The sequence below is a fragment of the Paraburkholderia sp. UYCP14C genome (assembly GCF_004197395.1).
In the GTDB taxonomy this organism is placed as follows: domain Bacteria; phylum Pseudomonadota; class Gammaproteobacteria; order Burkholderiales; family Burkholderiaceae; genus Paraburkholderia.
Genome location: NZ_SELS01000006.1, coordinates 24188 through 37520 on the forward strand (window position 1 = coordinate 24188; position 13333 = coordinate 37520).

Sequence of the window (13333 nt, forward strand, 5' to 3'; positions counted from 1 at the left end):
CAGCGACATCGACGACTCCGGAGCGACCGCCATGTCCAGCGCCATGCCGCAGCACACGGATCACACGATCGACGGCGAGCCGATCCCCACGCTCGACGACATCGCCGCGCAGCACTTTACGTTGGTGCCGTGGGTCGCGCGCACACCGGTGTTCGACCGGCTCGACTTCTCGTCGCTGCAGGGCACCGTCGTCAATTTCAAGTTCGAACTCTTGCAGGTGGGCGGCAGCTTCAAGGCGCGTGGTGCCTTCACGAACCTGCTCGCGCTCGACGACGCGCAAAAGAGCGCGGGCGTCACCTGCGTGTCGGGCGGCAATCACGCGGTGGCGGTCGCCTATGCGGCGATGCGACTCGGCGTCAGCGCGAAGGTCGTGCTGTTCAGCACGGCGAATCCGGCACGCGTCGCGTTGTGCCGCGAATACGGCGCCGACATTATCTATGCGGAAGATCTCGCCGAAGCGTTCGAACTGGTGCGCCGCGTCGAGGCCGAGGAAGGCCGCTATTTCGTGCATCCGTTCAACGGCTATCGCACGGTGCTCGGCTCGGCGACGCTCGGTTACGAATGGGCGACGCAAACGCCCGACCTCGAAGCGGTGATCGTGCCGATCGGCGGCGGCGGACTCGCGGCCGGAGTGTCCACTGCGCTGCGGCTCGCAAATCCGAACGTGCACGTGTATGGCGTCGAACCCGAAGGCTCGGACGTGATGAGCAAGAGTTTTGCCGCCAACCATACGATCAGAATGGGCCATATGCACAGCATCGCCGATTCGCTGATGTCGCCGCATTCCGAGCAATACAGCTACGAGTTGTGCCGCCGCCATATCGATCGGCTCGTCACGGTATCCGACGATCAGATGCGCGAGGCGATGCTGATCCTGTTCAATCAGCTGAAGCTCGCGGTCGAGCCCGCTTGCGCGGCCGCCACCGCCGCACTGCTCGGACCGCTGCGCGATCAGTTGCAGGGCAAGCGCGTGGGCGTGCTGCTGTGCGGCACCAATATCGACCCGGTCAGTTTTGCCGCGCATCTGGAACGCGCGCGTCATAGCGAGTCACAGTTTCCTCATTAGCCGCGTGCAACGAATGCACCTGTTGCAATGCGGCTAAAGCACTAGCCTGTCCGCTTCAGATTGGTATTATTCGGCTATTCATTTCAGGGGAGGTGTTTCTATGAGCATGGTCCAGGAATTTAAAGAATTTGCCCTCAAAGGCAATGTAATGGATCTGGCGGTCGGTGTGATTATCGGCGGCGCCTTTTCCACCATTGTCAATTCCGTGGTTAAGGACCTGATCATGCCGGTTGTCGGAGTCGCTACCGGCGGCCTCGACTTCTCCAATCTGTTCGTTCGCCTCGGCCATATTCCGGCAAGCTACAAAGGCAATCCCGAATCATATAAAGACCTGCAGACGGCCGGCGTGGCGGTGTTCGGCTACGGTTCGTTCATTACCGCGACGATCAACTTCATCATCCTCGCGTTCATCATCTTTCTGATGGTCAAGTTCATCAACAAACTGCGCAAGGAACCGCAAGCCGCGCCGGCGGAACCGCCGCCCCCGCCGGAAGACGTGCTGCTGCTGCGCGAGATCCGCGATTCGCTGAAGAGTCCGCAGCGTTAATTGTTAAATGAAGCTCGGGTTCAAATACCTGAGCCGGTGAAATAAAAAAGGCCTGTTGCGATCCACGTCGCAACAGGCCTTTGTCTTTTTCCGCCATTCTCAATGCGGCATGTTATCGAGCCTTACTTATCCTTTCGCGCCTTCAATTGCGCCGCGCTTTCGATCATCGCTTCGAGCTGGCCGAAATTGACAGGCTTCGTCAGATGCGACGTAAAGCCCGCGCTCAAACACCGGCGCACGTCCTCGTCGGTGCCGAAACCGGTCAACGCGACGGCCGGCGCGTCGGAATACTTGCGAAACGCCTTGACGAAATCGAGGCCGGTGCCATCGGGCAAACCGACATCGCTGACGATCAGATCGAACGTCTGCAACTGCGTCGCCGCAAGCGCATCGTCGATGCGCCCGACCACCGTCACCTGATGGCCCAGCGTGTGCATCAATTGGGCCATCACGTCGGCGGTATCGGCGTGATCCTCGATCAGCAGCACCGTCAGCGAGCTCGCCGGCAGCACGCTGCTCGGCACGACGACCGGCTGCGCGGCGGCCGGCGCGGCCGCGGTCGGCAGCGTGATCGTGAAGGTCGCGCCACAATGCGGACCGGGACTCTGCGCGGTCACGGTGCCGCCGTGCACGTCGGTCAACGCCTTCGTGATCGCGAGACCGAGGCCCAGCCCGCCGAACTGCCGCGTCATGTTCTGGTCGCCCTGCTCGAACGCATTGAACAGCTTGCCGATCTGCTCCGGCTCGATGCCGATGCCGGTATCTTCGACCGAGATCTGCACGTGCATGCGTTCGTCGCGCGTGCGCACATAGATATAGCCGCCGTCAGGCGTGAACTTCGCGGCGTTGCGAATCAGGTTCCATAGCATCTGTTGCAGGCGCGCGCGATCGGCGAGCACGTAGTGATGCGTCGCGTGCTTGTCGACATGCACGTCCTGCTGCTTGACCTGGATTTCGCTGCGAAAGAGTTCGAGCACGCTGTCGATCACGTCGTGCACGTCGACGGTCTCCAGCGACAGTCGCAGCTTGCCGTTCGCGACGCGCGTCAGATCGAGCAGATCGTCGATCAGCCGCGCTTCCAGCTCGACGTTGCGGCGGATCATGCGCACGCTCGCGCGCGCCTGTTCGGGCAGCTCGGGGATCATCTCGAGCACGCTCGCGCCCGCGAGCACCGGCGTGAGCGGCGTGCGCAATTCGTGGGACAGCATCGCGAGAAAGCGGTCCTTCGCGCGATTCGCTTCTTCGGCGGCCTGACGCGCGGCCTGCTCGGACTCGAGCAGCCGTTCGCGCTCCTCGATCGCCTCGCGCTGCGAGTGGATGTCGGTGCAGCTGCCGAACCATTTGCTGACGTTGCCCTCGGCGTCGCGCATCGCGACCACGCGCACGTCGAACCAGCGGTGCTCGCCGTCGTGGCGGCGAATCCGCATTTCGTGCCGATAGTCGCCGCTGCGGCTCGCGACGGCCTTCAGCCAGCTTTGCCGGATCTGCTCGCGATCGTCGGGATGCACGGCGTCGAGCCACGCGAGACCGTGCGACGCGTGTTCAGGCAAGCCGGTGTAGTCGTACCACTGCTTCGACAGAAAGTCGCAATCGCCGGCCGCGTCGCAGGTCAGCACCAGATGCGGCAACGCCTCCGACAGCGTGCGGTAATGCTGCTCGCGATCGCGCAGCAGCAGCGCTTCGTCGGACGCGCGTTGCAGCCGCACCTGCGACAGCACGCGCTCCACGGCCTCCGGCAGATAGTCGAGATAGTCGCCCGACTTCGGCACCACGTCGGACACGCCCGCGCGCAGCGCTTCGATCACGCGCGACTCGTCGGTGAAGCCGGTCACGAGGATCGCCGGAATGCGCACGCCCTCCGCGCGCAGACGCCGGAAGAAATCGAGCCCGGTCTCCGGCCCGCTCAGCTGATAGTCGAGCACCAGCAGGTCGGGGCCGCCGCTCGCGAGGCGCTCGCGGGCCGCCTCGACACCGGCGCAAATCGCCACCCGGCAGCCGGCGCGTTCGAGCGACTTGCGCGCGAGCCGCAAGATCCCCTCGTCGTCATCGACGACGAGCACATACGCGGCGTGCGGCGTGGACACTTCTTCGGTCATGCAGGGGCTCTCTGGCTGAGGTCAGTGCTTATGTTGTCATGAACGGCTTTCGGACAGCTTCAGGCCGGCGAGAGACGATGCCCCGGCGGCAGCTTGACCACTTGCAGGAAAAAGCCGAGCCGGCGCACGGCCTCGATGAACGCATCGTATTCGACCGGCTTGCAGATATACACGTTGCAACCGAGCTCGTAGCAGCGCGCGATTTCGCGCGGATCGTCGGTCGTAGTCAGCACGATCACGGGCACGGCGGCGGTCTCGGGGGCTTCCTTCAGACGCCGCAGCACCTCGAAGCCGTCGACGCGCGGCATCTTCAGATCGAGCAGCACGACGAAATTCGCCAGATTCTCGCGCGGCGGATAGGGATGGCCGTTGGCGTCGGTCAGCGGCTGCGCAGGCGCGGGGCCGAAGAAGTAATCGAGCGCCTGCTGGCCGTCGCGAAAGCGCACGAAGCCGTTCGAAATGCCGGCGCGGCGCAGATTACGCTCGACGAGCGTCGCGTGGCCGTCGTCGTCTTCGATCAGAACGATGCTGACCGTTTGCGCGTGATTCATAGGCTCTCCGTGCTAACGATGCGCGATCCAGGCCGCCGGGAAGCTGGCGGCGGCAGTGCCCGCGCCGGCATGCGCGGTGCTCAGAAGCGCACCGGCTGCTCGGGCAGCACCACGAAAAAGGTCGATCCGGCGCCTTCGGCCGATTCGACCCAGACGCGCCCGCCGTGCCGCTCGACCGTGCGACGCACCACGGCGAGGCCGATCCCCTCGCCGCTCGCGACGTCCCCGTGCAGACGCTGGAACGCGCGAAACACCTTCGACAGATATGCGGCCGGAATGCCGAGTCCATTATCGCGGACGTAATAGGTGCGCATCCGGACCGCGCGCGGCTCGCTTTCGTCGACGGGTTCGGGCGCGAGCGCGCCGATCTCGATGCGCCCGCGACGCGCCGGATCGAGGAAAGTCAGCGCATTGCCAATCAGGTTACTGAAGATCTGCTCGACCGCCGCCGGATCGCCCCATGCGGGCGGCAGCTCGCGCACGGTGATGCTCGCGGCGCGCTGGTCGATCGTGCCTTGCAGCCCATCGACGACCTTTGCCACCGCGCGCCCGACGCTGACCCGCTGCCACTGGTATTCGAGTCGTCCCGCGCGCGAGATGCGCAGCAGCGCGTCGATGATCGTCGCCGCGCGCGCGACCGCGGTGCGCAAATAGTGCAACGACTCGCGCACGTCGCCATCGAGGATCTGCGTCATGCGGCGCGCTTCGTTCTCGGGCAGGCGAGCCTGCCCGACGAGGCCGTCGAGTTCGTCGCACGACACGTGCAACTCCTTCGAAAAACCCTGCAGATTGACGAGCGGCGAGCGCAGATCGTGCGACACGCTGTAGATGAACATCTCGTTATCCTGCGTTTCCTGGCGCAATTCCTCATTGACGGCCGCCAGTTCAAGAGCGCGTGCTTCCAGTTCCGTCTTCAGTGCCTCCTGCCCGGCTTCCGCCTCGCGCAGACGCGTATCGGTTTGATGCAGCACATTGTCGAGCGCGGCGATCTCATCGCTGCCCGACAACGGTGCGGCGAGCGGCCGGCCGCTGCCGAGGCGCTCGGCGTTATCGGTCAACACTTCGAGGCGTTGGCCGATGCCGCGCGCGAACACGAAAGCAGTGGCTGCCCAGATCAGCATCGAGCCGAACACCGCGGCGATCAGCGCGCGCTGCTGAAGCTCGCGCCGCTCGCCGAGCGCAGTCGAGCGCTCGACGTCGAGCTCCGACGCCGCCGCGCCGAACTGGGCCAACTCATCGCGGAACACGGCGACCTGCTCGGGCAACTCGCCGGTTTCGAGCGCGATATACGGGCGTAGACTGCGCCCCTCGTGCAGCGCCTGCGAGATCGCGACACTCTGCTCGCGATACGCGTCGATCGCGCGCCGCATGCTGCGCACGCGCTCGGCCTGAGCCGGCGTTTCGGCGACCAGCGTATCGAGCTTCGCAAGCCGATCGTTCAGGTCGACCCACACCGCCTGGCGGTCGATCAGCGATGCATCGCCCGTCACCATCGCCGTGCGCACACGCGCGGCCTGACGCAGCAGCGGATCGACGATGGCCGACGACTCGTAGAGGATCTGCTTGCTGTTGTCGACCCATCGCGCGGCCTGCGCGGTCCGCTCCTGGGTGTCGAAGACGACCCCGAGCAGCGCGAGTTCGACCACGCTCGGTACCGCGATCAGCAGCAAACCTTTGGTGAATAGTTTCATGGTTCCGTCAGGGCGTTCAGGCTGTGATTCAGGCTGTCACTCGAACGGCGGGCTCGCGCACACCCGTCGCGCCCCGTAGGCGGGCGCAGCGCGGCCGGACGGGCCATTATCGACGTGAATCGGAGATATTTCAACGGCGCCCCTAGCAAGCGCTCGACCACACAAAAATGACTTTTTTATTGGGATGGGATGTTTTTTCCGCTCCGCCTGCGTCTATGATGGAGACAAGGTGTGCTGGGATGCGAATGCGCGCGGCGAGGCGGTTCGGCATGATTCGTGCGGGAGGTGATGGGGCGATGCGATAGCGTCGAATCATCGTGAATCCGGCCTTGTCGTATGCTATAAAAGATCGACGTGCGGCGCGCGAAAGCCGGGAGTGGTCGCATGAGGACGCAGCGTTTCTTGCAATTCTTTTTCAGGCGAATTTTTATGTCCTTCCCGAAAAAGCGTAGACGCGCGAAGGTGGACGGCGACGAGTCGTTCCTCGCGGTTCTGCGGCATTTCAAGCCGTTCAGTCAACTCGACACCAAGATCGCGCGGGCTCGCGCGCAGGACGAACCGGTGCTCTATGCACACGTGCTGCCCGGACTCGACGTGCTTCTATGCAGTGTGCGCGGCGCGCAGCCACCCTACCCGGCGCCGGCCGAATTGCGGCGTCGCTGCATCGAATCCATTACCAACGCGCTGGAGCAGCCGCTCGATGGTCTCGAGAACGGCGGTTACTGGTACGAGGCCGACGGCTTCGGCTTCCTCGTGTTCGCGAGCCGTGCGCGCGGCAAGATTCTGACGGAGTTCGGCGCGACGCGGATCGGTACCCGCCGCGGCGTGCGTCGCCAGGATGCGTCAGGTGATGCAACACCGCGCTCGCTCCGATAGCGCAGATCAGATGCCCTGAAGTTCAGGGTTACTGACGGGTCGTTCCGTCGTCATTCATCCGCAGTTTCGACAGCTGTTGTCGTCACGCATCGCTGGCGTTGTCTTCAGAGCGGCGCCGCCTTCCTCTTCGCTTCATTCAAACGCTCGCTTCGACGGCAACAGCGCGCAGTTCCGCGCGCGGCTTCATGTCATTCATTTCGCGCTTGCATCATCGGCACGCTTGCGCGCGGGCGGCACGCTGGTCAGCGACAAGCAGACCACGCACAGGCCGCCGCCGACGCTCCCATTCAACCAGTTCGCAGGCCGACCCGGCAACCTCAGCTGCCCTTGTATTCGGCCGCGCTCGCCGGCGACAGCGTCGCCGGCTTGCGATCCGCCGCGGCCGGCGACGACGCGCCGCCCGAGGACTTGTTGACCGGCGCGCCGTCGAGCGATATCGGCGCCTTCGGCGGTTGCTTGACGCCGGGCGGGGGCGCCTTCGGCATCTGCCGCACCTGCGCGAGCAATTCTCCGCACGGCAGCGGTTTGTTGTTGCTCGGCGCGAGCAGCGGGATCAGCGCCGCGAACGGATTGATTAGCCCGAGTCCCACCGCTGCGCCGCCGCGCAATGCGAGCGCGGCCGCATTGACACCAACGTGCGGATGCTTGAACGTGCCCTTCACGTACAGCGGCGAGCGCAGCGAAAAGACCCGGAAGCCCTTCGTATGCGGATGCACGCCGAGGTCCATCGTTTCGTCGCGCAGATTGATGTGACCGTCGATATTGATCACCGCGTCGTCGGTATCGAGCGCGAACACGCGCGCTTCGAGAACGCCGTCGGTCGCGACGAAATCGGCGGCCGCGCAGTTGATCTTCACGTCGCGATTGCCGAACAGCTTTTCATAGACGACGTTCGCGACGTTGAGCCCAGCCGCCTCCATCAGCAAACGGCTGACGGTGCCGTCGGTCACGAGCGCCTTCACCTCGCCGTTCGAGCTCGCCGCGAGCGCCGCCGGCGAATTGCCGGTCGCGGACAACGACGCATCGCCGTTGATCTCGCCGAGCGCGTTCTGCATCGTCTTGAAGTTCGGGAACAGCTGCTTCAGCTTCAGATGCCGCGCCGACATCGCGAAGCGTCCTTTCAACGGTGCCGAGGCGCCATCGAGATGAATGTCGGACGCGAGCGAGCCGCCCGCGACGCCGAACTTCAGCGGCACGAGCGACAGCACGCCATCGGTCATCACGACGTGCGTGTACAGATCCGTGATCGGCAGGTTCGAGTTCTTGACGATGCGCTGGCCGGTGAACTTGACGTCGGCGTCGATCGCCTTCCAGCGGTCGGTGCGGAACTCCTCGACCGGCAGCACGCGATCGCCCGGCTGCGCAGTCGCGTCGCCGCGCTTCGCCTTGCTCGCGTTCGAATCGGCGCCGATCACCGGCGCGAGATCCGCGAACTGCAGCACATGCGAATCGAGTTCGCCCTGCAGCAAAGGCCGCGGCTCGCGCGCGGTATACGTCAACGACCCGTTGAGATCGCTGCCGCCGACCCGCCCTGTGAAGTTTTCATACGTGAACACGTTGCCGCTCGACTTGAAGCGGCCGATCAGATGACCCTCGGTCGCGTATGGCGGGGTTTCGGGCAAGGTCACGCCGGTCAGCGAATACAGGCGCGCCATGCTGTTGCCCTGCAGCCAGAGACGCAGATCGAGCGCCGCGAGATGCGCCGGATCGGTGATCGTGCCGACGAAGGCGATATGCAGGTCGCCGGCTTTGACGTCGGCCTGCACCGGGAATGGACGGTTCGCGTCCTGCAGCGCGAGTACGCCGCCGAGCTTGCCGCTGCCCGACACCGGGGTGCGGTTATAGGTGCCCTTGACGGTCCAGGCGATCGCATAGAGCGGCGTCGCACGCGCCGTGCCTGCAGTGCCGCTCGCGCCCGAACCGGTCGCGGCCGCGCTGGCGCTCTCGCTGGCGGCTTCAGCTGGCGCGGCTCCGCCGCTCGTGGCGAGCGCGCCTGAAGCTGCGGACGCGCCCGATGCGACCTGCGCCGCCGTTGCAGAAGCCGCCGCCTCTGAAGCCGCCTTCGCCTCCGAGGCCGCCTGCGCCTCGGCCTGCGCGGCGAGCTTGCTCGCGCCGGCGCGGCCGATCGCCTGCGCCGACGCGCTGCGCGAGGCCGCCTCCTGCTGCTTCAGCGCGTCGCCGATCGGGATCGGCTGTCCTAGTGTATCGACGGCCATCTGCAGCTCGACCTTCTTCTGCTGATCCGACAGCGCGATATTGCCCCTGGCGAACGCGATATCGTGCAGAACGAGCTTCCACTCGGACGGTCCGCCCGACGACGCCAGCTTGAAGGTCCAGTTATTGCGCCCGTCGACGAGCCGTTCGAGATCGACCGACGGATTCACGAAGTTGATCGCCGGAATCACGATGTCGTGCGCGAGCAGCGGCAGGACCTCGACCTCGAAGTCGATTTCGTCGAGCGTCGCGAACTGCGGCTGTTTAGTCCAGTCGGGATTGCCGATCGTGATGTTGGCCGCCGAAAAGCGCGGCCAGGGCACCCAGCCGCGCCAGCCGGTTTCGCCGACCGCATGACGCCAACCCACCTTCAGGTCGCCGTTGATCACGAACGGCCGGCCGATGGCCTGGCTGACCTTGTCGTCGATGTAAGGCCGCGCGCGGTTCCAGTCGAAGCTCAGGATGAAGATGACGAGCGCGACGATCAGGATGATGAGCGTCGCTAGCAGCCATGCGAAGATTTTTCCTACCCGTCGTCCTATGCTGCTCGACCCTGCCATTGAAAAGCTCCGCGTGTTGTTCTACGTTGTGCACCGTGCAGCAGTTATCATGCCTGGCGCGAAACGATGAATCGCCGCGCCTGTCGTGCGTTGTCGTGCCTCGTCGTTTTATCATGGCGCACGCTTTGCCGACAAACCGACCGGCGCATTGACGCCGTCGCACCCTCCCCACGACGTTCCAACCATGACCGATGTTCCCTTCGTCCTCGCCGACGGCATCGTGCGGCGCGATGCGCAGCGTGGCCAGACGCTGTTGCAGCCGACCACCTTCGCGCTGCGCGCCGGCGAGCGCGCCGCGATTACCGGACCGTCCGGCTCCGGCAAGAGCGTGTTTCTGCGCGCGCTCGCGCTGCTCGATCCGATCGATGCGGGACGCATCCTGTGGCATGGCGCGCCAGTCGAGCGCGCGGCGATTCCGCGCTACCGGCGCGGCGTCGCGTATATCCGGCAGCGGCCCGCGCTGATCGACGGCAGCGTCGAAGACAATCTGCGCTATCCCTTCGAGCTGCACGCGTATCGCGACGTGCGCTTCGATCGCGCACGCGCGGCCAGGCTTGCGATGCAGGCGGGCCGCGGCGAGGACTTTCTCGGCAAGCGGGCAAGCGAGCTGTCGGGCGGCGAAGCGCAGATCGCCGCACTGATCCGCGTGCTGCAACTCGCGCCCGAAGTGCTGTTGCTCGACGAGCCGACCGCATCGCTCGACCCGGCGTCGTCGCGAGCGATCGAAGCGCTCGTGCAGGCGTGGTTCGATGCCGCGCCCCAAGCTCACGCGTCGATGTGGGTGTCGCACGATCTCGAGCAGGCGGCACGCATGAGCAACCGCCACCTGACGATGCGCGCCGGTGTGCTGACCGAAGACACTCCCGCGCTGCGCGACACCGACCCACGCGATCCCGCGGATCTGCAGCGGGAGCCCCGTCAATGAGCCTGCAGAATCTGAGCTTGTGGGACGTCGCGATCGCGACGCTGCTGATCGTCGTGAATGGCGCGGTATCGGTCGCGCTGAAGCTCGATCTCGAGCGCAAGCTCGCATGGGCGGCGGTGCGCACCGTCGTCCAGTTGCTCGCGATCGGCTACGTGCTCGGCTGGGTGTTCAGTTTCGCTCGCTGGTACGTGGTGCTGCCGCTGATGATCGTGATGACGCTGATCGCCGGTTTCGCCGGCGCGCAGCGCGGCAGCCGCACCTATGCCGGACAACGCGTGGACAGCGTGCTGTCGATCTGGGTCAGCTCGTGGCTCGTGGCCGCGGTGGGCTTGTTCGTCGTGATCCGGATTCATCCGTGGTACGAGCCGCAATATGCGATTCCGATTCTCGGCATGATCCTCGGCAACACGCTGACCGGTGTATCGCTCGGCATCGAGCGGATGACCGAGGAGTTGACGGCGCGACGCGACCGCGTCGACATGGCGCTCGCGCTCGGCGCGACACGCTGGGAGGCCGCGCAGGCGCCGGCGCGCCAGGCGGTGCGCGCGGGCATGATGCCGACGTTGAACCAGATGGCGGTGGTCGGCGTGGTCAGTTTGCCGGGCATGATGACCGGTCAGGTGCTGGCCGGGCAATCGCCATTGCAGGCGGTGCGCTATCAGATCGTCATCATGTTTCTGATCGCTGCGGCCTCGGCGCTGGGGACCGTGGGCGCTGTGCTGCTCACCTACCGACGGCTCTTTTCGGCCGAGCATCAGTTCTTGCCGGCGCGGCTCGTCGAGCGTGAGGCACGCAAAGGATAGTGCGCTGGCGAGTGGTGCAACGGGTCGCACGCGGCCATCACGCCGCGTGCTCACCCCTTCAACGCTTCGCGGTGACAGCGACCTCGGTGCCGTCGCTCAGCTTCAGCGTTTTCGTGGTGCCATTGACCGGCATCGTGAAACGCACGATCTGGCTCATGCGCACGGCATTGGGACACTGGACCGTCTTGCCGCCGCTCGTCACGGCCTTCACGCCATGCGGCGTCTGCGCCTGGAAGCTCAGCTGCACGGTTGCGGTGCCGTCGCTCGCCACCACCGGCGCAAAGCGGATCTGGGTCTGGCGGATCATCGCGCCATTCTCGTCGATCGGCAGCGACGCGTAGTCCGGGCACGCGTCGGAGGCGGCCACCGGACCACCGGGCGGCACGGTCTTCCACGTGAAGTCGTCCGATTCGCCTGAGCGGATCGTGCGGGTCTCCTGGGAATTGCCGAACTGCTTCGACGTGACCCGAACGGTGTAGCGGATCGGACCGTCGAGCGCGGCCTGGTTGGTCACCGTGATCGGCGTGGCTGCGCGAGCAGCCGGCACGAGCGCGCAGGCGAGAGAAGCGACAACGGAAACGGCGGAGAGTTTGAAGCTGAAGCTCATACTGTCACCTCGTTGTTGTGCCGCTGCGCGCCTGCGTCGACGAGACTGCCCGTGCACTGTTCGCGCACTGCCGGGGACCGGCCGGTTCATACCGGCTTGCCTCGCCGCAAGACACGCAACCGTTTTGGCATGCTGCGTCGTCAGTCTAACGCCAAGCGCGCCAGCGCGCGTGTCGTGTCGGCTCGGGTGTTAACCCGCTTGCGGCGACACGCGTTCTGCGCGTCGATTTCGTCTCAGAAGCCGGTCAGTACCAGCTTGCCGATCGCGCGTCCCGCTTCGAGCAACCCATGCGCACGACGCAGATTCTCCGCGTTGATGCGCCCGAGGTCCTCTCCAAGCGTGGTGCGCAACGTACCCGCATCGACGAGCCGCGCGACCTCGGTCAGCAACTTGTGCTGCTCGATCATGTCGGGCGTGCCGAACATCGAGCGCGTGAACATGAACTCCCAGTGAAACGCGGCGCTCTTTGCCTTCAGCAATTCGACCGGCACCGCGGCGCTGTTCTCGACGATCGTGCAGATGCTGCCTTGCGGTTTGATCAGTTGCGCGGCTGCCGGGAAATTGCGGTCGGTATCGTTGAAGATCAACACGTAGTCGACCTGCTCGATGCCGATCTGCTTCGTCTGCGCGGGCAGATCGCCGAAGTGATCGACGACGTGATCCGCGCCGAGCTCCCGTGCCCATTTCGCCGATTCGGGCCGCGACGCGGTCGCGATCACCTTCAGCTTGCCGAGCTGCTTCGCGAGCTGGATGCCGATCGAGCCGACCCCGCCCGCGCCGCCGAAAATCAGCACCGTGCGGCCTGCGTCGGCGCCCTGCGGCGATACGCCGAGGCGATCGAACAAGGCTTCCCACGCAGTGATCGCGGTCAGCGGCAACGCGGCCGCGTGCGTGAAATCGAGCGACGCCGGCTTGTGTCCGACGATCCGTTCGTCGACCAGATGAAACTCGCTGTTGGCGCCCGGCCGCGTGATGCTGCCCGCATAGAACACCGGATCGCCGACCTTGAACAGCGTGACCTCGGGGCCGGTCGCGACGACCGTCCCGGACGCATCCCAGCCGAGCACGCGCGGGCTCTTCTCGACGGTGTCTTTAGGCGCACGCACCTTGGTGTCGACCGGGTTCACGGAGATGGCTTCGACCTTGACCAGCAGATCGCGGCCGCTCGCTTCGGGTTTCGGGACCTCGACGTCGACGAGCGCTTCGGCGTGATCGATCGGCAGATAACGGTAGAGTCCGACGGCTTTCATGATTGCTCCTTGTTCGTTCGGTTGATGCACAGGTTCTTGCTGCGGAGAAAGGACCGCCGGCCCGTGCGCGGTGGTGTTCCGTCGCCCGTCATGATCGTCGAATCCATCAGACATATCGTAGGATGTTTCTTATTCTGATAAAAGATA

At 65.1% G+C, this 13333-nt stretch carries 11 protein-coding genes; 5 read left to right on the forward strand and 6 right to left on the reverse strand.

What is annotated here, in order from left to right:
• The first annotated feature begins 31 nt into the window (after positions 1-31).
• Positions 32-1066: a threonine/serine dehydratase gene (locus tag EVC45_RS07130; RefSeq protein ID WP_129957318.1), complete on the forward strand. Its 1035-nt coding sequence runs from the start codon at positions 32-34 to the stop codon at positions 1064-1066.
• A gap of 100 nt (positions 1067-1166) precedes the next feature.
• Positions 1167-1613, forward strand: coding sequence for a large conductance mechanosensitive channel protein MscL (mscL, locus tag EVC45_RS07135; RefSeq protein WP_129957319.1), 447 nt, complete (start codon positions 1167-1169; stop codon positions 1611-1613).
• Between the two features lie 122 nt (positions 1614-1735).
• Here mscL and EVC45_RS07140 read toward each other — a convergent pair whose 3' ends face one another.
• From EVC45_RS07140 to EVC45_RS07150, 3 genes are all read right to left on the reverse strand, one after another.
• Positions 1736-3709 (reverse strand): response regulator, encoded by a 1974-nt coding sequence (locus tag EVC45_RS07140; protein WP_129957320.1) that lies wholly within the window; start codon positions 3707-3709, stop codon positions 1736-1738.
• A 59-nt stretch (positions 3710-3768) separates the two neighbouring features.
• Positions 3769-4260 carry a response regulator gene (locus EVC45_RS07145; protein ID WP_129957321.1) on the reverse strand — a complete coding sequence of 164 codons (492 nt, stop codon included), beginning with the start codon at positions 4258-4260 and terminating at the stop codon, positions 3769-3771.
• Between the two features lie 80 nt (positions 4261-4340).
• Positions 4341-5951 (reverse strand): ATP-binding protein, encoded by a 1611-nt coding sequence (locus EVC45_RS07150; RefSeq protein WP_129957322.1) that lies wholly within the window; start codon positions 5949-5951, stop codon positions 4341-4343.
• Between the two features lie 384 nt (positions 5952-6335).
• On the opposite strand from EVC45_RS07150, the gene EVC45_RS07155 reads away from it, so the two are divergent.
• Positions 6336-6827: a hypothetical protein gene (locus EVC45_RS07155; RefSeq protein WP_129957323.1), complete on the forward strand. Its 492-nt coding sequence runs from the start codon at positions 6336-6338 to the stop codon at positions 6825-6827.
• A 317-nt stretch (positions 6828-7144) separates the two neighbouring features.
• Here EVC45_RS07155 and EVC45_RS07160 read toward each other — a convergent pair whose 3' ends face one another.
• Complete coding sequence (locus EVC45_RS07160) at positions 7145-9601, reverse strand: AsmA family protein (RefSeq protein WP_129957324.1); 2457 nt, start codon at positions 9599-9601, stop codon at positions 7145-7147.
• 184 nt (positions 9602-9785) lie between these two features.
• Between EVC45_RS07160 and EVC45_RS07165 the strand changes: the two genes are divergently transcribed.
• Both EVC45_RS07165 and fetB read left to right on the forward strand, forming a co-directional pair.
• The gene (locus tag EVC45_RS07165) at positions 9786-10526 is read left to right on the forward strand and encodes an ATP-binding cassette domain-containing protein (protein ID WP_129957325.1); all 741 of its coding nucleotides are present in this window, start codon (positions 9786-9788) and stop codon (positions 10524-10526) included.
• The gene (gene fetB, locus EVC45_RS07170) at positions 10523-11329 is read left to right on the forward strand and encodes an iron export ABC transporter permease subunit FetB (protein WP_129957326.1); all 807 of its coding nucleotides are present in this window, start codon (positions 10523-10525) and stop codon (positions 11327-11329) included. The genes EVC45_RS07165 and fetB overlap by 4 nt, the downstream gene beginning before the upstream one ends.
• A gap of 58 nt (positions 11330-11387) precedes the next feature.
• Here fetB and EVC45_RS07175 read toward each other — a convergent pair whose 3' ends face one another.
• Positions 11388-11936, reverse strand: coding sequence for a DUF6013 family protein (locus EVC45_RS07175; protein ID WP_129957327.1), 549 nt, complete (start codon positions 11934-11936; stop codon positions 11388-11390).
• Positions 11937-12169: 233 nt separating this feature from the next.
• Positions 12170-13186, reverse strand: coding sequence for a zinc-binding alcohol dehydrogenase family protein (locus EVC45_RS07180; protein WP_129957328.1), 1017 nt, complete (start codon positions 13184-13186; stop codon positions 12170-12172).
• Between the last annotated feature and the right edge of the window lie 147 nt (positions 13187-13333).